The sequence below is a fragment of the Candidatus Omnitrophota bacterium genome (genome assembly GCA_041649175.1).
Classification (GTDB): Bacteria; Omnitrophota; Gorgyraeia; order Zapsychrales; family JBAZNR01; genus JBAZNR01.
Genome location: JBAZNR010000003.1, coordinates 52947 through 69751 on the forward strand (window position 1 = coordinate 52947; position 16805 = coordinate 69751).

A 16805-nucleotide genomic window follows, 5' to 3' on the forward strand; every position below is an offset into this window, starting at 1 on the left:
ATGGCAACTATCGCAAACATTCCTTTAAATAAAACGCGCAATATCGGCATTATTGCCCATATTGACGCCGGAAAAACCACGACCACGGAACGCATCCTTTATTATACCGGTATGATCCATAAGATCGGTGATATTGATGAAGGCACGACTACGATGGATTGGATGCCCCAAGAGCAGGAACGAGGCATTACCATCACATCCGCCAATACAACCGTTTACTGGAAAGATTTCCGTATTAATATTATTGATACTCCTGGCCACGTTGATTTTACAATTGAAGTCGAACGGTCCTTAAAAGTTTTGGACGGCGCGGTCGTTGTTTTATGCGCCACAAGTGGTGTCCAGCCTCAAACCGAAACAGTTTGGCGTCAGGCTGACCGTTATAAAGTTCCGCGCATTATGTTCATCAACAAAATGGATAGAATGGGCGCTAATTTTGAAAATGTTTTAACGCAGATTGATGATCGGCTTGGTGCCCATGCGTCTCCTATCCAGATCCCAATGGGATTTGCCGAAAATTTTGGCGGCATTATTGATCTGGTCAATGAGAAGCTAATTGTGTATACGAGCGAAGACGGAGATGAATTTGTTCTTAAAGAAATTCCGGAAGACTATAAAGAAAAGACGAAGGAATTTCGCCACAAGCTAATAGAAAAATTAGCCGAAGTTGATGATAAGATCATGGAAAATTTTGTTAACGAAAAACCAGTCTCCATTCAAGATATTAACGAAGCCATTAGGCGTACCACGCTAAAAAATGAATTTGTCCCGATCCTTTGCGGATCGTCCCTTAAGAACAAAGGTGTCCAGATGGTCATTGATGCCGCCTGCGATTACCTGCCTTCACCTCTCGATGTCCCTCCTGTTAAAGGAATTAATCCCGATAATGATGAAGCCGTAGAAAGAAATACCGACCCTAAAACACCGTTTTGCGGGCTTGTGTTTAAGATCGCCCTCGATCCTTACGTCGGAAAATTATATTATACGCGTATTTATTCCGGGAAACTTGTTTCCGGTTCGACCATTTATAATTCGTCACAAAAAGTTAAAGAAAGAATTGCCAAGATGTTGTTGATGCGCGCTAATAAGCAGGAAATTATTAATGATGCGTCAGCCGGGGAGATCGTTGCTTTGGTCGGGTTAAAAGAAGCAAAATCCGGTGATACCATTTGCGATGCGGCTCATCCTGTTGTTCTTGAAAATATGCGTATTCCTGAACCTGTTGTGTCCATGGCCATTGAACCAAAAACAAAAGCGGATCAGGACAAGATGGGTATGACGCTAAGAAAGTTTACCGACGAAGATCCCTCATTGCGAGTTCAATATGACCATGAAACAGCGGAAACGATCATTTCTGGAATGGGTGAACTTCATTTGGAAATCATCATTGACCGCATGAAACGCGAATTTGGATTAGATACCAATGTGGGCCGCCCGCAGGTTGCCTATAAAGAAACGATTACGAATAAGGTCAGCGGCGTAACAGGAAAATTTATTTCACAATCCGGCGGCCGCGGTCAATACGGTCATGTTATTATTGATGTTTCTCCTGCCGAAGAGCGCGGCAAGGGTGTCATTTTTGTTGATAAGATCAGAGGCGGATCAATTCCTCGCGAATATATTAAGCCGGTTGAGCAGGGAATTCGTAATGCCGCTTTGTCAGGAATTTTAGCCGGCTATCCGGTGACCGATCTGATCGTTACCTTAGTGGATGGTTCTTATCACGAAGTTGATTCCAGCGAATTGGCGTTCCAATTGGCGGCAAAATATGCTTTACAAGAAGCGCTTCAAAAGGGCAAATCAATATTCTTAGAGCCAATTATGGATCTAGAGGTTACTGTTCCGGAAGATTTCATGGGATCGGTCATCGGTGATTTAAATACGCGCCGCGCCAAGATCATTGCCATGGGAACACGCGGTAAATTAAAGACCGCTCGTTGCGAAACGCCTTTGGCGGAGATGTTCAATTACGCGAACGCACTGCGTTCTTTATCGCAAGGGCGCGCGACGTTTTCTATGGAGCCGGCATTTTATGCCGAGGTTCCGCATCACGTAGCCGAAAAAATTATCGGCAAAAAAGAAGCTACTGCTGAAAAAAAATAATTGAAAATTAGGGAAAAATAAAAAAAGGGGGATGGGGTTATGGCAAAAGAAAAGTTTGTAAGAAATAAACCGCACTTAAATATCGGGACCATTGGTCACGTTGATCATGGTAAGACGACATTGAGCGCGGCCATTACGCTTGTCTTAAGCAAGCAAGGTTTAGCCCAAGCTCGTGCGTATGATACGATCGACAATGCTCCTGAAGAAAAAGAGCGTGGCGTTACGATCAATATTTCGCACATTGAATATGAAACAACCAATCGGCATTATGCTCACATCGACTGCCCAGGACACGCCGATTATATTAAAAACATGATCACCGGTGCTGCCCAGATGGACGGAGCGATCTTGGTCGTTTCTGCCGCTGACGGCCCGATGCCTCAAACCAGAGAGCATATTCTTTTAGCTCGCCAGGTTAATGTTCCTCAGGTCGTTGTGTTCATGAACAAATGCGATCAAGTTGAGGACAAAGAACTCTTAGATTTGGTTGAACTCGAGATCAGAGACCTTTTGACCAAATATAAGTTCCCCGGGGACAAGACGCCTATTATTAGAGGAAGCGCTCTTGAGGCCATGAATCACATCGATAATGCAGAGAAAACCAAGCCTATTCTTGATCTTATGAAGGCTGTTGATGAATTTATTCCAACACCGGTACGCGATTTGGATAAACCGTTCTTGATGGCCGTCGAAGACGTCTTCTCGATTTCCGGCCGCGGAACAGTTGCCACAGGCCGTGTTGAAAAAGGCGTCGTCAAAGTTGGCGAAGAAGTTGACGTGGTTGGTCTTCGTCCTGCCGTCGGTAAAACGGTTGTTACAGGCGTTGAAATGTTCCGCAAAGAATTGGAACAAGGTCAAGCCGGCGACAACCTAGGTTTACTTTTGCGCGGTATGGATAAAGACTCCATGGAACGAGGCATGGTTTTAGCCAAGCCAGGTTCTATTACGCCTCATACCAAGTTTAAAGCCCAGGTTTACGTTTTAACCAAGGAAGAGGGCGGTCGCCATACGCCGTTTTTCAAAGGTTATCGTCCGCAATTCTATTTTAGAACGACCGACGTAACCGGCGCCGCCGAATTACCTGCAGGCGTTGAAATGTGTATGCCTGGTGATAATGTTATGCTCGAAGTTGAACTTATTTCTCCGGTTGCCATGGAAAAAGAATCACGTTTCGCTATTCGCGAAGGTGGACGTACCGTCGGCGCAGGAGTTATCTCAGAGATCATTAAATAACATCATGCAAAAAATCCGCATAAAGCTGAAGGCTTACGACCATAGACTCATTGATCAGTCGACCCAAGAGATCGTCGATACGGCTCTGCGCACGGGCGCAAAAGTGTCGGGACCAATCCCCCTACCGACTAAAAAAGAGTTGTATACGGTTTTGCGTTCTCCGGTCATTGATAAAAAGTCACGAGAACAATTTAAGTTAACGACGCATAAGCGCTTGATTGATCTCATTGAGCCAACGGCAAAAACAGTTGAGGCATTGCGGAAGCTGAATTTACCAGCAGGCGTTGATGTTGAAATAAAACAATAGGACATAAAATGATAAGCGGTTTATTAGGAAAAAAAGTTGGCATGACTCAAGTTTTCGACAAAGAGGGAGATATTGTCCCGGTTACCGTTGTCGAAACGGGTCCTTGTTTTATTTTGGGCCTTCAAGACGCGCCATTAAAGGTGAGAATTGGCTTTGACTTGGTCAAGGAATCCAGAGCCAGCAAACCGCGCCTGGGATTATTTAAGAAAGTCGGCGTTCAACCGCTTCGCATTATCAAAGAGTTTCGTTCAAGTGACAATAAAGATTATAAACTCGGCCAAGAGATCAAGGTTGATCTGTTCAAACCGGGTGAATATGTTGATGTGACGGGTATTTCGATCGGGAAAGGTTTTCAGGGCGGTATGAAGCGTTGGAATTGGTCCGGCGGCCCTGAGACACACGGTTCTATGCATCATCGCCGGGTTGGCTCTATTGGCTCCAGCAGCGAACCATCACGTATATGGAAAGGGCATCATATGCCCGGACATATGGGTGCCGCGACCGTGACTGTTCAAAGTTTGCGTGTTATGCAAGTAGATAGTGAACATAACCTTCTCGTTTTAAAAGGCGCTGTTCCCGGTCATCGCCACAGCTATTTATCCATTAATAAATCTCGCAAGAAAGCCTTCCGTTCTTTAGATGAAAGCAAGCGTGGCAATGTTCGTTCATCGAAGAAGAACCCGATGAAGGAAAGTAAAGCAAAGGCTAAGGGAAAATAAGATGCCGTCCGTTCCTGTTTATGACAATCATGGTAAGAAAGTCGAAGAGATCGACGTTGCTGAAGCGGTTTTTTCAAAACGCGTTAATGATCACATCATTCACCAAGCGGTTGTGATGTATCAAGCGTCATTGCGGCAGGGAAATGCGTCTACTAAAGAACGCGGCTCTGTTGAAGGAAGCGGTAAAAAACTTTTTCGTCAAAAAGGAACAGGCAACGCCCGTGCCGGCGATCTACGCTCCCCAATTCGTAAAGGCGGCGGTGTTGTGTTTGGCCCGCATCCCAGAGATTTTGGTTACAGTGTTCCGAAAAAAGTGCGGATTGCGGCTTTGCGTGAAACGCTTAACGCCAAATTTATCACCAATGATCTGTATTGCGTGGATCATCTAGCGGCGACAACAGCTAAAACAAAAGATTTTGCAAAGACGTTAAAGGGATTTAATTTGCAAGGAAAAGTTTTAGCGCTTTTAGATAAAAGCGATAGTGATATTTCTAAAGTGTCGCGCAATATTCCGTTTTTTAATCTGATGCGCGCGGATGATGTGACGGCTTATGATATTTTGCGCAATAAGAAACTTTTAATTACAAAAGCAGCACTAAAGGTCTTGCTTAAGAGAATTAAATGAAATCAAGCTACGATATTATCGAAACATTGATCCGTACGGAAAAAGGGACTTTTCTAGAGCCTGAAAGAAAATATCTTTTTCATGTGTCCAAGTCGGCAACTAAAATTGATATTAAAAGAGCCGTTGAAGAATTATATAAAGTTAAAGTCCAAGACGTGAATACAGTTTTAGTGACGGGAAAAGAAAAAAGAGTCCGCCAGCAGCTTGGCCGTACACCGGATTGGAAGAAAGCCATTGTGACGCTTAAAGAAGGCCAAAAGATAGAAACGACATAAACCTATGGGTATTAAGAGATTTAAACCGACAACAAATTCATTACGCCACACAACGATCGCCGATTTTGCGGAGATCACTAAAGGCTATCCTGAAAAGGCTTTGCTTGCTCCTTTAAGTAAGAGCGGCGGACGCAATAATCGGGGCCGTGTGACCTTGAGATTTCGCGGCGGCGGACACAAGAGAATGTATCGGTTGGTTGATTTTAAGCGTGACCGCATTGATAGTCCGGCAAAAGTTATTGCGATTGAATATGATCCTAACCGTTCTTCGCGCATTGCGCTTATTCAATACGCGGACGGCGTAAAGGCGTACATTCTTGCTCCTTTAGAGCTAAGAACAGGTGATGAAGTCATTAGTACGCGCGACATGGATGCTGAAATTCGTCCGGGAAATTGTCTTCCTATCAGCCGTATTCCTTTAGGAACAGCTATTCATAATGTTGAATTATCACCCGGCAAAGGCGGACAAATCGTCCGTTCGGCGGGAACTTCGGCTCAGATCATCGGTAAAGAAGGGGATTTTGCTCATATTCGCCTTCCATCTAGCGAAGTTCGCATGATCCGAGTCAATTGCCGGGCAACAGTCGGGCAATTAAGTAATGTTGAGCACGAATCTTTATCCGTCGGAAAAGCGGGCCGCTCACGCTGGTTAGGCCATCGCGGCCACGTACGCGGCGTTGTCCAGAATCCGCATGATCATCCGCACGGTGGTGGTGAAGGTAAGTCTCCGCAGGGTAATCCGCATCCTGTTACTCCTTGGGGCAAACCAACCAAAGGATATAAAACAAGGAAGAAGCGAAAGTATTCTAACTTTTTAATCGTAAAGAGAAGATCAAAATAATATGTCACGTTCGATCCGAAAAGGTCCGTATATTGCGGAACATCTTTTAAAGAAACTTGAAAAAATGCAGCGCACGGGGCAAAAACAGCCGATCAAGACATGGTCGAGAGAATCCACAGTTTTGCCGGATTTTGTCGGCTATACGGTTGCCATTCACGACGGCCGTAAGCACGTTCCGGTTTTTATCACGGAAAATATGGTGGGGCATAAATTTGGTGAATTTGCTCCGACGAGAACATTTAGAAAACACGGCGGCGTTAAAGCTAAAAAGGCTGCGGATAAAACATGATCGCTCAAGCTAAAGCAAAATTTATTCGACTCTCTCCGCTTAAAGTTAAGCAAGTTATTGACCTTGTCCGCGGAAAAGATGTTGTGCCTTCCTTAGTTCTTTTGGAGCATACGCCTAAACGACCGGCGGAGACGATCAAGAAGCTTCTTAATTCGGCGCTGAGCAATGCCAAACAAAAAGGCTTAAGCGAAGATCAGCTGTTCATTTCTAAAATCGTTGCCGATAAAGGCCCAATGTGGAAACGTTCGAAGGCGGCGGCGTTCGGACGGGGATCACCCATTTTGAAACGAACAACGCATTTAGTCATTGAATTAGACGTGAAGGTAAAATCGTAATCAAGTAAGGAGTTATTTGTGGGACAAAAAGTAAGTCCATTAGTATTAAGGATCGGATATATCAAGAATTGGAGAAGTCTTTGGTTTGCGGATAAAAAAGAATTCTGCAAAAATGTCTTAGAAGACGATAAGATCCGACGATTTATCAAGAAGCGTTTTGAGCAGGCAGCGATTTCTACGGTCATTATCGAGCGATTAGCCAGCCAGGTCAAGATTCGGATCTGTTCGGCACGCCCCGGGATCATCATCGGCCGCCGCGGCGCTGATATTGATAAATTAAAATTAGAATTAGCCAAAGTGACTCCCCGAGAAGTTACGATCGAAATCGAAGAAATCAAAAATCCGGCTATTGATGCGCAGTTGGTCGCTCAAAATGTTGCTTTTCAATTGGAAAAACGCGTTGCGTTTCGTCGCGCTATGAAGCGGTCAATTGAGCAAGCGATGACGTCCGGAGCGTTAGGAATTAAGATCAGCTGCTCAGGGCGTTTAGGCGGAGCCGAAATGTCTCGCCGAGAAACATACAAAGTCGGAAAACTTCCGCTACAAACATTTCGCGCCGATATCGATTATGGATTTGCGGAAGCCATGACGACTTATGGTATTTTAGGGATCAAAGCCTGGGTTTATAAAGGCGACGTTATGCAGGAAAGCAAGAAAGTTCCGGTTGCGGCAAAAGCGGTTGTTACCGAAGAAGCCGTTAAGGAAAAGGGAGAGTAAATAACATGGCGATCATGCCAAGAAAAGTTAAGTATCGCAAGTCCCAGCGCGGAAAGATCCGTGGGCTAGCTATTCGCGGTAGCGAGCTCACCTTCGGAGAATTCGGCCTTAAAACACTTGAGAACGGAATTATTCGTAATAATATTATCGAAGCTGTGCGTGTTGTTGTTGCCAGAAAATCTCACGGCGCAGGAAAGCTTTGGATCAAGATATTCCCGCATAAATCTGTTACCAAAAAACCTGCGGAAACCCGCATGGGTAAGGGAAAAGGGGATTTAAGCCATTGGGTCGCGGTCGTTAAACGTGGAATGATCCTTTTTGAGATGAGCGGTGTTCCGGAAGATTTCGCCCGGCAGATTTTTCGCTTAGTGGCTTTTAAATTACCGGTCAGAACAAAATTTATTACGCGCGGCGCGGCGCATTAAAAAAGAGCTTAAATAATGAAAACAAAAGAACTAAGAGATTTGAATGTTGACGATCTGATCCAAAAGGAAAAGACGTTAAAGAAAGATCTATTTGACCTAAATTTTCAGCGTCAAGTGGGAAGCTTAGAAAAGTCAGGGCGTTACAAGGTTATTCGCCGTGACATTGCTCGGATCAAAACAATTATCAAAGAAAAAGAATTGAAAAAACAAAGCGAGACGAAATGACAGAACGCAGCAATGAAAGAAAATTTCTTGTCGGTACGGTTCTTAGCGACAAAATGAATAAAACCCGCGTGGTTCAAATTCGTTGGACATCCAAGCATGCGATGTATGGTAAACCCATGAAGAGAACTGTTAAATTCAAGGCGCATGACGAGAAGAATGCTTCAAAAACAGGCGACACGGTTACCATTATGGAAACACGTCCGCTTTCCAAAGAAAAGCGCTGGGTCGTAACAGAAATCGTTAACAACAAAACTAATTAAGCCATGATTTTTCTAAAAAGCATTGTTGATGTTGCGGATAATACGGGCGCTCGAAAAGGGTCCATGATCGGGACGTTAAATAAGAAGGGAAAATTTACGGCCAAGATCGGCGATGTGATCCGCATTAACATTAAAGAAGCCGCTCCGGAAGCTGCCGTTAAAAAAGGCGAAGTGGTCAAGGCCGTTGTGGTGCGCACAAAATTTTCGGTGCGCCGCAGCGACGGAACCTATGTCCGATTTGATAATAATGCGGTTGTTATTATTGATGACGGCGGAAATCCAAAAGGAACGCGTGTTTTTGGGCCTGTGGCCAGAGAGCTTCGCAATCTTGAATATATGAAAATTATTTCATTGGCGCCGGAGGTTGTCTAAGATGTTACGTATTCGCAGAGATGATATGGTAGCGGTTATTTCCGGAAAAGACAAAGGCAAACGCGGCAAGATCATCCAGATCTTACCGGCACAATCGCGGGCCATTGTTGAAGGGGCTAATCTTGTCAAGAAAGCTCGCAGAAAAACTCGCCAAGATCAACAGGGTGGCATTGTCGCTATTGAAGCGCCAATTCATATGTCTAATATCATGTTGGTCTGCAAGCAGTGCGATAAACCGGTGCGCTTTAAGACAGCGACGTTAAAAGATGGTTCTAAAATTCGTGAATGCAAAAAATGCGGAGCGGCGATTTAATATGAAACCTCGTTTACATGAACATTACTTAAAGCAGATCGTTCCGGCTATGCAGGAAAAGTTTGGCATAAAAAATGCCATGGCGGTTCCTCGCCTTGACAAGATCGTTGTCAACATGGGTGTGGGCGAAGCCATTGATGATATCAAGATCATGGACAAGGCCGTGGAAGAATTAGCGACCATTACCGGCCAAAAACCGATCGTGCGCATTGCCAAAAAAGCCATTTCTAATTTTAAGCTTAAAGAAAATGCTGCGGTTGGATGTAAAGTTACTTTACGCAAAGATAAAATGTATGAATATTTGGATCGGCTCGTTAACGTTGCCCTTCCTCGTATTCGTGATTTTAACGGAGTTTCAAAGACCGGATTTGACCGAGAAGGAAATTATACATTAGGTTTAAAAGAGCAAACCATTTTCCCTGAGATTGAAGCGGATAAAATTCATCACGCGCAGGGGATGGATATTACATTTGTGTTCAACCGTGGCCCCAAAGAACATACGTTTGAAGTGTTACGTCTTTTGGGAATGCCGTTTAGCAATTAAAGGAAAGTTATTTAACTTATGGCTAGAAAAGGATTAATTAATAAGTCTCGTCAAAAACCGAAGTTTCCCGTCCGTCAGCACAATCGTTGTCTAATGTGCGGCCGTTCGCGAGGTTTTTTGAGACGGTTCAGCGTCTGCCGTATTTGTTTTCGTGAACTCGTTTGGAGAGGCGAAATCCCCGGCGTAAGAAAAGCCAGCTGGTAATCACAATAAAAGGATAAAGAGTTTATGTCATTAAGCGATCCGATCAGTAATTTATTGACCAACATTAGAAATGCCGTTCGCTCCAAAAAAGAAACGGTGGATATTCCGGCATCAAACCTTGGACAGAAAATCCTAAGCATTTTTAAGCAAGATGGTTACATCGAAGATTTTCGTTTGTTGAAAGATAACAAGCAAGGCGTCTTAAAAGTTTATTTGAAGTATGAAAAAGACCGTAAAGCGGCGATCATTGACCTAAAAAGAATATCGCGCCCGGGTTTGAGAGTTTACGCGAAGGGCACAGAAATTCCGCGTGTTTTAAACGGGCTTGGAACTGCCGTAGTTTCAACATCGAAAGGTATTATGACGGACAGAGAAGCGCGCAAACAAAAAATTGGCGGCGAAATCATCTGCACAATCTGGTAAAAAACTATGTCACGATTAGGAAAAATAGCGGTTAGTATTCCAAAGGGAGCCAAGATCTCGGTTAACAATGCCCAGGCGCTTGTTGAAGGGCCGAAGGGAAAGCTAACCTTGTCGATCCCATCCGGAATTTCTGTAGAACAAAAGGAAGACAAGCTTTTCGTTCATCGTAGCAACGACGAAAAGCAGATCAAGGCCCATCACGGAACCGTTCGTTCGCATTTGGCCAATATGGTCTTAGGCGTTACGCAAGGATACAAAAGAAATTTAGAAATTCAGGGCGTTGGTTTTCGCGCGCAAGCCCAAGGGCAAAAACTTTCATTGAACCTCGGCTTTAGCCATCCGGTTGATTATAACGTTCCGGCCGGTGTTATTGTTAAAACACCAAAACCAACTGAAATTGAAATTGAAGGAATTGATAAAGCGCTAGTCGGCGAAGTGGCGGCCAAAATTCGTGAGATCAAACCGCCGGAACCTTACAAGGGTAAGGGTATTCGTTATTCGGGCGAAGCTGTCCGCAGAAAACAAGGTAAGAAAGTTACAAAATAATTCTATGGTTAATCAGAGAGAAGTTAAAAGATTTTATCGCCACAAAAGAATTCGCCAAAAGGTCAGCGGAACATCCCAAAGGCCGAGAGTCTGTGTTCACCGAAGCCTCAACAACTTGCAGGCGCAGGCCATTGACGATATTGCCGGAAAGATCATTTTCGCTTTGTCAACGCTGGATAAAAATGTTCGCAGCAAAGCTAAAAGCGGAGGTAATGTTCAAGCGGCTGTTGTACTAGGCGAAGCATTTGCCGTAAAGGCTCTAGAAAAAGGAATTAAAAAAATCAGCTTTGACCGCGGCGGGTATATGTATCACGGACGTATTAAAGCGTTTGCTGACGCGGCAAGAAAAGGTGGGTTGGAGTTCTAATGGAAAACGTATCAAACGAAAATACTGAGAATAAAAAGCCGGAACCGGAACAACCAGTGGCTCCTGTGCAGGATGTTGCGGCCGCTGACCCTATGGCTTCGCGCCGGGAGAAGAAAAGAAAAACATTTCGTCCTCGCGAAACAGTTCCTTCAGAATTTATTGAAAAGGTTGTTGCCATTAACCGCGTGACCAAAGTAACCAAGGGCGGAAAAAAAATGTCCTTTAGTGCTTTAGTGGTCCTTGGTGATGGGAAAGGCCGTGTAGGCTACAACTTGGATAAAGCGGGTGAAGTTGCGACGGCGATCAAGAAATCTTTGATCGGTGCCAAAAAAAGTATGTTTAAGGTCCCTATGCGCGGTTCCACCATTGCTCATGAAATTATCGGCCGATGCGGTGCGGCAACCGTTTTATTAAAACCAGCCTCCGAAGGTACTGGAGTTATCGCGGCTGGCCCGGTTCGCGCTATTTGCGATGCCGCCGGCATAAGAAATATTTTAACGAAATGTCATAGATCTAACAATCCCATTAATGTTATTAAAGCAACGATCGATGGGTTAAGCCGTTTAAAAGCTTTTCCTGAAGCGCAGCCCTTAGCGGTTGAAGAACCGAAAGGAAAAGTATAATGCAAATCCATGAATTAAGATCTCCCGTTGGTTCACGCAAGCGCCGCAAGATCGTCGGACGCGGGCAAGGCTCCGGTCACGGAAAAACGTCTTGCAAAGGCCAAAAAGGGCAGCGTGTTCGTTCAGGGCGCGGGCCGATCTTAGGGCACGAAGGCGGACAAATGCCTTTGATTAAGCGGCTTCCTAAAGTTGGATTTAACAGCAAGAATCCAACGCTGTATCAGATCGTTAATCTTGAGAGTTTAACTCGCTTTAAGGAAAATAGTGTCATCGATGCCGATTTTCTAAAATCACATGGGCTGATCAGCAAAACATCAGAACCGTTTAAGGTTTTAGGGGACGGAGATCTAAAAAAACCTTTGACGGTTCGTGCTGATGCCTTTTCAAAAAGCGCGCAAGAAAAGATCGTCAAGGCCGGCGGCAAAGCTGAAATTGTTAGTGAGCAAAAAGCCCAAGCAGAAATCAAAAAATAAACGTTTAAGAGAATAAAACGATATCGATGCTTAAAGCTTTTGCCAATTGTTTTAAAATTCCCGAATTACGCGTAAAGATCTTATTTACCTTAGGGATTATTGCTGTTTATAGAGTTGGTTGTTACATTCCTACCCCCGGCATCAACGCGGCAGCGTTAGCGGAGTTTTTTAAGACATTAAGCTCCACGGCCGGCGGGACGATCTTTGGCATGATCAATATGTTTTCCGGAGGCGCTCTCTCCAAGATGACGCTTTTTTCCTTGGGGATTATGCCGTATATCTCAAGCTCCATTATTATGCAGCTTTTGACGGCGGTTATTCCTGCTTTAGAAAAGATCGCCAAAGAGGGCCACGCCGGACATCAGAAGATCAATCAGTATACGCGCTATGGGACGTTGATCCTGTCTTTGGTGCAATCTTATTTCATTGCCTTATGGCTGGAAAGCCCTATGGCGGTGCAGGGATTGGCCCAAGGAGTTCAGTTGGTGGATAACCCCGGGCTTGGATTTCGCCTGATCACAGTTTTTAGCTTAACAGCGGGAACACTGCTTTTAATGTGGTTAGGTGAACAAATTCAGGAACGCGGCATTGGAAATGGGATATCGCTTATCATTACGGCAGGTATTATTTCTCGTTTTCCGGAAGCTTTGGGCGATTTGATTTTACTGTTATCACCTAAAACAGCTTCCATGCGGCAGATCCAGCCGTTAACGCTTCTCATTATGATCTTCTTTTTAGTGGGAGTTGTTATTGCGGTAACGCTTATTACGCAAGGACAGCGAAAAATTCCAGTTCAATATGCTCGACGGGTGGTGGGGCGAAAAGTTTACGGCGGACACAGCACCTATATTCCTTTGAAGGTTGATACGTCGGGAGTTATCGCCATTATCTTTGCGCAGTCGGTGCTTTTATTCCCGGCTACCATTGCCAGTTTCATTCCGAATCAAGCGTTGCATTCGGTGGCGAACATGATCATGCGCGGACATGTTCTTTACTATTCGATCTATGGCTTACTTATTTTGTTCTTTTGTTATTTTTATACCGCGATCGTTTTTAATCCGGTAGATGTTGCCGAGAATATGAAAAAAGTCGGCGGATTTATTCCGGGTGTAAGACCGGGAACACCGACGGCTGATTTTCTAGATTTTGTTATGACGAGAATTACATTGGCCGGAGCGGTGTTTATTTGTATTATCGCGGTTATGCCGGATGGGATCATGGCCGCATTTAAAGTTCCTTATTTAGTAGCATCATTTTTTGGCGGTACCGGAGTTCTGATCATGGTCGGTGTTATGCTAGATACAATGAAACAAATTGAATCCCATTTATTGATGCGGCATTACGACGGGTTTATGAAATCCGGCCACATCAAGGGGCGGCGATGAGAATTGTTCTGTTAGGGCCTCCCGGAGCCGGCAAGGGAACGCAAGCAAAGCTTTTAAAAGAGATTTTTGGAATTCTTCATATTTCAACCGGCGATATGCTTCGCGAAGAAATGCAGAATCAAACTTCGCTGGGCAAAGAAATTAAACAGTATGTCGAATCGGGCCAGCTCGTTCCCGATGAAGTTGTGACCAAGCTCATTGAAAATAAGTTAAGCCGAGACCCGCAAGTCAAAAAAGGGTATATGCTTGACGGATTTCCGCGCACCAAAGCGCAGGCTGAAGACTTAGATAAGATCTTAACCAAGATCGACCAGCCGATTGATTACGCGCTTTATCTGGATGCCAGCTTACCGGTTGTCATTCAGCGTTTGACGGGCCGTCGGGTATGCCGAAAATGTGGCGCTTTGTATCATATGCAAAATAAGCTTCCCAAAAAACAAGGCGTTTGCGACAGTTGCGGCGGCGAACTTTATCAGCGTCCGGATGATAATGAAGCGACGATCAAGACGCGCATGGAAGTTTATTTGAAGAATACACAGCCGATTTTTGATTATTACCAAGTGCAAAATAGATTGCGTAAAGTGAACGGCGATCAGGATGCCGCACATTTAAAAAATGATCTCATAAAGATTTTCCATGCCGACGGCAAGATCGATAAAGATAAAGTCGAAAGACGAAATTGACCGCCTGAAAAAGGCCGGGAAGATTTTAGCAACAATCAGCGAAGAATTAAAACGCTCTTTAAAAATAGGAATGACAACCAAGGATATCGACCGAAGGGCCGAAGACTTGATCGCGCGAGCGAAAGTCAAGCCGGCCTTTAAGGGATATCACGGTTTTCCGGCTTGCGCGTGTGTTTCGGTCAATCAGGAAGTGGTGCACGGAATTCCGGGAAAACGAGTCGTTAAAGAAGGCGATATCGTCAGTATTGATATCGGCATCATTCATGATGACTATTTTTCCGATACGGCATTTACCGTTGGATTTGGCAAGATCGATCCTGAGCTTAAGCGCCTTATCGATGTCACCGGTCAGGCTCTTTTAGAAGGCATCGAGCAAGCTGTGCCTGGGAATCATTTGTCGGATATTTCGTTTGCGGTTCAAGATTACGTTGAATCAAATAATTTCTCGGTTGTCAGAGATTTTGTAGGGCATGGCATCGGACGGGAATTGCACGAAGATCCGGAAGTTCCAAATTATGGCTTACCGCAAACCGGGCCGATCCTTAAAGAAGGAATAGTCTTGGCCATTGAGCCAATGGTGAATGTGGGAACATGGCGGACCAAAATATTAGATGATGGCTGGACCGTGGTAACTCAAGATGGAAAACCATCGGCCCATTTTGAACATACCGTTGCCATCATGAGATCCGGACCGGTTATTTTAACGCAGTAAAAATATGGCCAAAGAAGACCTGATAGAAGTAGAAGGGGTTGTCAAAGAAGCGTTGCCGAATGCGATGTTTCGCGTCCAGCTTGATAACGGTCATGTCGTGTTAGCGCATATTTCGGGAAAGATCAGAATGCATTTTATCAGGATCTTACCCGGTGATAAAGTAAAGGTAGAGCTTTCTCCGTACGATTTAACCAGAGGACGAATAACATTTAGGTGTAAATAAAATGAAAGTCAAATCATCAGTTCGAAGAATTTGCAGCAATTGTAAGATTATCCGCCGCAGAAATGTGTTGCGAGTGATCTGTTCTAATCCAAAACATAAACAGAGACAAGGATAGAAAATGCCAAGAATTTTAGGTATTGATTTACCCAAAGAAAAACGCATTGAAGCCGCTCTTCCGTATATTTACGGTATTGGGCCGGCGATGAGCAGAAAGATTCTAGACGAAGCTAAAGTTAGCTATGATAAGCGCGCCAAAGACTTAAGCGAAGAAGAAGTCTCTCGCATTACGTCGATCCTGCAAAAAGGATATCGCACGGAAGGGGATCTTCGCCGAGAAATCACGCAAAATATCAAACGTCTTATTGATATTGGTTCTTATCGCGGAATGCGCCACAAAAAAGGTTTGCCGGCACGCGGACAAAGAACCAAGACCAATGCTCGTACCCGAAAAGGCAAGAGGAGAATGATTGCCTCTATTCCCAAGGCCACTGAAAAGGCATAATTGACAGAAAAATTAAGGACAATTTATGGCAAAATCAGATAAAGCAAAGAGAAAAGATCTAAAGGGCGTCACCAGTGGCCTTGTCCACATTCAGGCGACATTCAATAATACGATCGTAACGATCACCGACAAGCAGGGCAATGTGATCTCCTGGTCAAGCCCGGGCCTTGTTGGTTTTAGCGGATCAAAGAAATCAACGCCTTTTGCTGCTCAGATCGCTGCTTCCGATGCGGCCAAAAGAGCTAAAGAGATGGGATTGGAAACAGTTGAAGTTTTTGTTAAAGGCCCCGGTGCCGGGCGCGAATCAGCTATTCGTGCGTTGCAAGCGGCCGGATTATCGGTGACGATCATTAAAGACGTTACGCCGATGCCTCATAACGGTTGCCGTCCACGTAAAAAGCGAAGAGTTTAAGTTGAGAAAGGAATTCAAATAAATGGCAAGACAAGTTGGGCCAAGTTGCAAGTTGTGCCGACGAGAAGGCGAAAAGCTTTTCTTGAAAGGCGCACGGTGCTATACCCATAAATGTTCGATCAGCCGGCGCGAATACGCTCCTGGCCAACACGGCGCCAGTGCCAAAAAGTCTAAAATGTCGAACTTCGGGCTTCAATTACGCGAAAAACAGAAAGTTAAAAGAATTTATGGCGTTTTAGAAAAGCAATTCCAAAATTATTTCGGCAAGGCAGCCGCTACTAAGGGTGTTACCGGTACGCTTCTTTTGCAATATTTGGAACGCCGTCTCGATAATGTTGTATTCCAACTTGGTTTTGCCACGTCGCGTACTGAAGCGAGGCAACTTGTCAGCCATGGCAGTGTTTTTGTGAATAATCGTTGTGTTAATATTCCTTCATTTTCCGTTAAGGTCAATGATGAGATCGAAATAAAAGTTTCAGACAAAAGCCGCAAAGGAATTCAAGATAATATTGAAACCTCTAAAGAGCGGGCAACACCGGCTTGGCTACAAGCAGACCGCGATCATTTCAGAGGCAAAGTGTTGAGATTCCCGGAAAGAACAGATATCTTATTCCCGGTCAACGAGCAGTTAATCGTCGAGCTTTATTCAAGATAACGTCTTTATACCAT

At 44.5% G+C, this 16805-nt stretch carries 30 protein-coding genes; all 30 read left to right on the top strand.

Annotated features, from left to right (window positions below; all coding sequences use genetic code 11):
* Nucleotides 1-2103 (top strand): elongation factor G, encoded by a 2103-nt coding sequence (gene fusA / locus WC676_07230; protein MFA5060400.1) that lies wholly within the window; start codon nt 1-3, stop codon nt 2101-2103.
* A gap of 39 nt (nt 2104-2142) precedes the next feature.
* Nucleotides 2143-3336: an elongation factor Tu gene (gene tuf / locus WC676_07235; GenBank protein ID MFA5060401.1), complete on the top strand. Its 1194-nt coding sequence runs from the start codon at nt 2143-2145 to the stop codon at nt 3334-3336.
* A 4-nt stretch (nt 3337-3340) separates the two neighbouring features.
* Nucleotides 3341-3643, top strand: coding sequence for a 30S ribosomal protein S10 (gene rpsJ, locus WC676_07240; protein ID MFA5060402.1), 303 nt, complete (start codon nt 3341-3343; stop codon nt 3641-3643).
* Nucleotides 3644-3651: 8 nt separating this feature from the next.
* Nucleotides 3652-4362, top strand: coding sequence for a 50S ribosomal protein L3 (gene rplC, locus WC676_07245; protein ID MFA5060403.1), 711 nt, complete (start codon nt 3652-3654; stop codon nt 4360-4362).
* 1 nt (nt 4363) lies between these two features.
* Complete coding sequence (gene rplD / locus WC676_07250) at nt 4364-4987, top strand: 50S ribosomal protein L4 (GenBank protein MFA5060404.1); 624 nt, start codon at nt 4364-4366, stop codon at nt 4985-4987.
* On the top strand, nt 4984-5262 hold the full coding sequence (rplW, locus tag WC676_07255; protein MFA5060405.1) for a 50S ribosomal protein L23: 279 nt from the start codon (nt 4984-4986) through the stop codon (nt 5260-5262). Before rplD ends, rplW begins: the two co-directional genes overlap by 4 nt.
* A gap of 4 nt (nt 5263-5266) precedes the next feature.
* Entirely contained in the window at nt 5267-6103 is an 837-nt protein-coding gene (gene rplB, locus WC676_07260) for a 50S ribosomal protein L2 (GenBank protein MFA5060406.1), read from the top strand.
* Between the two features lies 1 nt (nt 6104).
* Nucleotides 6105-6392, top strand: a complete 288-nt coding sequence (gene rpsS / locus WC676_07265) for a 30S ribosomal protein S19 (protein MFA5060407.1) — start codon at nt 6105-6107, stop codon at nt 6390-6392.
* Entirely contained in the window at nt 6389-6727 is a 339-nt protein-coding gene (gene rplV, locus WC676_07270) for a 50S ribosomal protein L22 (GenBank protein MFA5060408.1), read from the top strand. The genes rpsS and rplV overlap by 4 nt, the downstream gene beginning before the upstream one ends.
* Nucleotides 6728-6745: 18 nt before the next feature.
* Entirely contained in the window at nt 6746-7444 is a 699-nt protein-coding gene (gene rpsC, locus WC676_07275) for a 30S ribosomal protein S3 (GenBank protein ID MFA5060409.1), read from the top strand.
* A gap of 5 nt (nt 7445-7449) precedes the next feature.
* On the top strand, nt 7450-7869 hold the full coding sequence (gene rplP, locus WC676_07280; protein MFA5060410.1) for a 50S ribosomal protein L16: 420 nt from the start codon (nt 7450-7452) through the stop codon (nt 7867-7869).
* Nucleotides 7870-7884: 15 nt separating this feature from the next.
* Nucleotides 7885-8094, top strand: a complete 210-nt coding sequence (gene rpmC, locus WC676_07285) for a 50S ribosomal protein L29 (protein MFA5060411.1) — start codon at nt 7885-7887, stop codon at nt 8092-8094.
* The gene (gene rpsQ, locus WC676_07290) at nt 8091-8354 is read left to right on the top strand and encodes a 30S ribosomal protein S17 (protein ID MFA5060412.1); all 264 of its coding nucleotides are present in this window, start codon (nt 8091-8093) and stop codon (nt 8352-8354) included. Before rpmC ends, rpsQ begins: the two co-directional genes overlap by 4 nt.
* 3 nt (nt 8355-8357) lie before the next feature.
* A complete protein-coding gene (rplN, locus tag WC676_07295; protein ID MFA5060413.1) occupies nt 8358-8726 on the top strand; it encodes a 50S ribosomal protein L14 in 369 nt (122 codons plus the stop codon).
* Between the two features lies 1 nt (nt 8727).
* Nucleotides 8728-9039, top strand: a complete 312-nt coding sequence (gene rplX / locus WC676_07300) for a 50S ribosomal protein L24 (GenBank protein ID MFA5060414.1) — start codon at nt 8728-8730, stop codon at nt 9037-9039.
* 1 nt (nt 9040) lies between these two features.
* Nucleotides 9041-9583: a 50S ribosomal protein L5 gene (gene rplE, locus WC676_07305; GenBank protein MFA5060415.1), complete on the top strand. Its 543-nt coding sequence runs from the start codon at nt 9041-9043 to the stop codon at nt 9581-9583.
* Between the two features lie 18 nt (nt 9584-9601).
* A complete protein-coding gene (locus WC676_07310; protein ID MFA5060416.1) occupies nt 9602-9787 on the top strand; it encodes a type Z 30S ribosomal protein S14 in 186 nt (61 codons plus the stop codon).
* A gap of 24 nt (nt 9788-9811) precedes the next feature.
* Nucleotides 9812-10210, top strand: coding sequence for a 30S ribosomal protein S8 (gene rpsH / locus WC676_07315; protein ID MFA5060417.1), 399 nt, complete (start codon nt 9812-9814; stop codon nt 10208-10210).
* 6 nt (nt 10211-10216) lie between these two features.
* Complete coding sequence (rplF, locus tag WC676_07320; GenBank protein MFA5060418.1) at nt 10217-10756, top strand: 50S ribosomal protein L6; 540 nt, start codon at nt 10217-10219, stop codon at nt 10754-10756.
* A 4-nt stretch (nt 10757-10760) separates the two neighbouring features.
* Nucleotides 10761-11123, top strand: a complete 363-nt coding sequence (gene rplR / locus WC676_07325; GenBank protein ID MFA5060419.1) for a 50S ribosomal protein L18 — start codon at nt 10761-10763, stop codon at nt 11121-11123.
* A 92-nt stretch (nt 11124-11215) separates the two neighbouring features.
* On the top strand, nt 11216-11746 hold the full coding sequence (rpsE, locus tag WC676_07330; protein MFA5060420.1) for a 30S ribosomal protein S5: 531 nt from the start codon (nt 11216-11218) through the stop codon (nt 11744-11746).
* Entirely contained in the window at nt 11746-12219 is a 474-nt protein-coding gene (gene rplO, locus WC676_07335) for a 50S ribosomal protein L15 (GenBank protein MFA5060421.1), read from the top strand. The genes rpsE and rplO overlap by 1 nt, the downstream gene beginning before the upstream one ends.
* A gap of 26 nt (nt 12220-12245) precedes the next feature.
* Nucleotides 12246-13604: a preprotein translocase subunit SecY gene (secY, locus tag WC676_07340; protein ID MFA5060422.1), complete on the top strand. Its 1359-nt coding sequence runs from the start codon at nt 12246-12248 to the stop codon at nt 13602-13604.
* Complete coding sequence (locus tag WC676_07345; GenBank protein MFA5060423.1) at nt 13601-14287, top strand: adenylate kinase; 687 nt, start codon at nt 13601-13603, stop codon at nt 14285-14287. Before secY ends, WC676_07345 begins: the two co-directional genes overlap by 4 nt.
* Nucleotides 14241-14999, top strand: coding sequence for a type I methionyl aminopeptidase (gene map / locus WC676_07350; protein MFA5060424.1), 759 nt, complete (start codon nt 14241-14243; stop codon nt 14997-14999). Before WC676_07345 ends, map begins: the two co-directional genes overlap by 47 nt.
* 4 nt (nt 15000-15003) lie before the next feature.
* Nucleotides 15004-15222, top strand: coding sequence for a translation initiation factor IF-1 (infA, locus tag WC676_07355; protein ID MFA5060425.1), 219 nt, complete (start codon nt 15004-15006; stop codon nt 15220-15222).
* Between the two features lies 1 nt (nt 15223).
* Nucleotides 15224-15337: a 50S ribosomal protein L36 gene (gene rpmJ / locus WC676_07360; GenBank protein ID MFA5060426.1), complete on the top strand. Its 114-nt coding sequence runs from the start codon at nt 15224-15226 to the stop codon at nt 15335-15337.
* A gap of 3 nt (nt 15338-15340) precedes the next feature.
* A complete protein-coding gene (gene rpsM / locus WC676_07365) occupies nt 15341-15724 on the top strand; it encodes a 30S ribosomal protein S13 (protein MFA5060427.1) in 384 nt (127 codons plus the stop codon).
* A 25-nt stretch (nt 15725-15749) separates the two neighbouring features.
* Nucleotides 15750-16136, top strand: a complete 387-nt coding sequence (rpsK, locus tag WC676_07370; protein MFA5060428.1) for a 30S ribosomal protein S11 — start codon at nt 15750-15752, stop codon at nt 16134-16136.
* A 22-nt stretch (nt 16137-16158) separates the two neighbouring features.
* A complete protein-coding gene (rpsD, locus tag WC676_07375) occupies nt 16159-16791 on the top strand; it encodes a 30S ribosomal protein S4 (GenBank protein MFA5060429.1) in 633 nt (210 codons plus the stop codon).
* Nucleotides 16792-16805: the final 14 nt, after the last annotated feature.

Coding starts and splice junctions, on each gene's coding strand:
- fusA (MFA5060400.1), top strand. CDS start 1: ATGGCAACTATCGCAAACATTCCTTTAAATAAAACGCGCAATATCGGC.
- tuf (MFA5060401.1), top strand. CDS start 2,143: ATGGCAAAAGAAAAGTTTGTAAGAAATAAACCGCACTTAAATATCGGG.
- rpsJ (MFA5060402.1), top strand. CDS start 3,341: ATGCAAAAAATCCGCATAAAGCTGAAGGCTTACGACCATAGACTCATT.
- rplC (MFA5060403.1), top strand. CDS start 3,652: ATGATAAGCGGTTTATTAGGAAAAAAAGTTGGCATGACTCAAGTTTTC.
- rplD (MFA5060404.1), top strand. CDS start 4,364: ATGCCGTCCGTTCCTGTTTATGACAATCATGGTAAGAAAGTCGAAGAG.
- rplW (MFA5060405.1), top strand. CDS start 4,984: ATGAAATCAAGCTACGATATTATCGAAACATTGATCCGTACGGAAAAA.
- rplB (MFA5060406.1), top strand. CDS start 5,267: ATGGGTATTAAGAGATTTAAACCGACAACAAATTCATTACGCCACACA.
- rpsS (MFA5060407.1), top strand. CDS start 6,105: ATGTCACGTTCGATCCGAAAAGGTCCGTATATTGCGGAACATCTTTTA.
- rplV (MFA5060408.1), top strand. CDS start 6,389: ATGATCGCTCAAGCTAAAGCAAAATTTATTCGACTCTCTCCGCTTAAA.
- rplP (MFA5060410.1), top strand. CDS start 7,450: ATGGCGATCATGCCAAGAAAAGTTAAGTATCGCAAGTCCCAGCGCGGA.
- rpmC (MFA5060411.1), top strand. CDS start 7,885: ATGAAAACAAAAGAACTAAGAGATTTGAATGTTGACGATCTGATCCAA.
- rpsQ (MFA5060412.1), top strand. CDS start 8,091: ATGACAGAACGCAGCAATGAAAGAAAATTTCTTGTCGGTACGGTTCTT.
- rplN (MFA5060413.1), top strand. CDS start 8,358: ATGATTTTTCTAAAAAGCATTGTTGATGTTGCGGATAATACGGGCGCT.
- rplX (MFA5060414.1), top strand. CDS start 8,728: ATGTTACGTATTCGCAGAGATGATATGGTAGCGGTTATTTCCGGAAAA.
- rplE (MFA5060415.1), top strand. CDS start 9,041: ATGAAACCTCGTTTACATGAACATTACTTAAAGCAGATCGTTCCGGCT.
- WC676_07310 (MFA5060416.1), top strand. CDS start 9,602: ATGGCTAGAAAAGGATTAATTAATAAGTCTCGTCAAAAACCGAAGTTT.
- rpsH (MFA5060417.1), top strand. CDS start 9,812: ATGTCATTAAGCGATCCGATCAGTAATTTATTGACCAACATTAGAAAT.
- rplF (MFA5060418.1), top strand. CDS start 10,217: ATGTCACGATTAGGAAAAATAGCGGTTAGTATTCCAAAGGGAGCCAAG.
- rplR (MFA5060419.1), top strand. CDS start 10,761: ATGGTTAATCAGAGAGAAGTTAAAAGATTTTATCGCCACAAAAGAATT.
- rpsE (MFA5060420.1), top strand. CDS start 11,216: ATGGCTTCGCGCCGGGAGAAGAAAAGAAAAACATTTCGTCCTCGCGAA.
- rplO (MFA5060421.1), top strand. CDS start 11,746: ATGCAAATCCATGAATTAAGATCTCCCGTTGGTTCACGCAAGCGCCGC.
- secY (MFA5060422.1), top strand. CDS start 12,246: ATGCTTAAAGCTTTTGCCAATTGTTTTAAAATTCCCGAATTACGCGTA.
- WC676_07345 (MFA5060423.1), top strand. CDS start 13,601: ATGAGAATTGTTCTGTTAGGGCCTCCCGGAGCCGGCAAGGGAACGCAA.
- map (MFA5060424.1), top strand. CDS start 14,241: ATGCCGACGGCAAGATCGATAAAGATAAAGTCGAAAGACGAAATTGAC.
- infA (MFA5060425.1), top strand. CDS start 15,004: ATGGCCAAAGAAGACCTGATAGAAGTAGAAGGGGTTGTCAAAGAAGCG.
- rpmJ (MFA5060426.1), top strand. CDS start 15,224: ATGAAAGTCAAATCATCAGTTCGAAGAATTTGCAGCAATTGTAAGATT.
- rpsM (MFA5060427.1), top strand. CDS start 15,341: ATGCCAAGAATTTTAGGTATTGATTTACCCAAAGAAAAACGCATTGAA.
- rpsK (MFA5060428.1), top strand. CDS start 15,750: ATGGCAAAATCAGATAAAGCAAAGAGAAAAGATCTAAAGGGCGTCACC.
- rpsD (MFA5060429.1), top strand. CDS start 16,159: ATGGCAAGACAAGTTGGGCCAAGTTGCAAGTTGTGCCGACGAGAAGGC.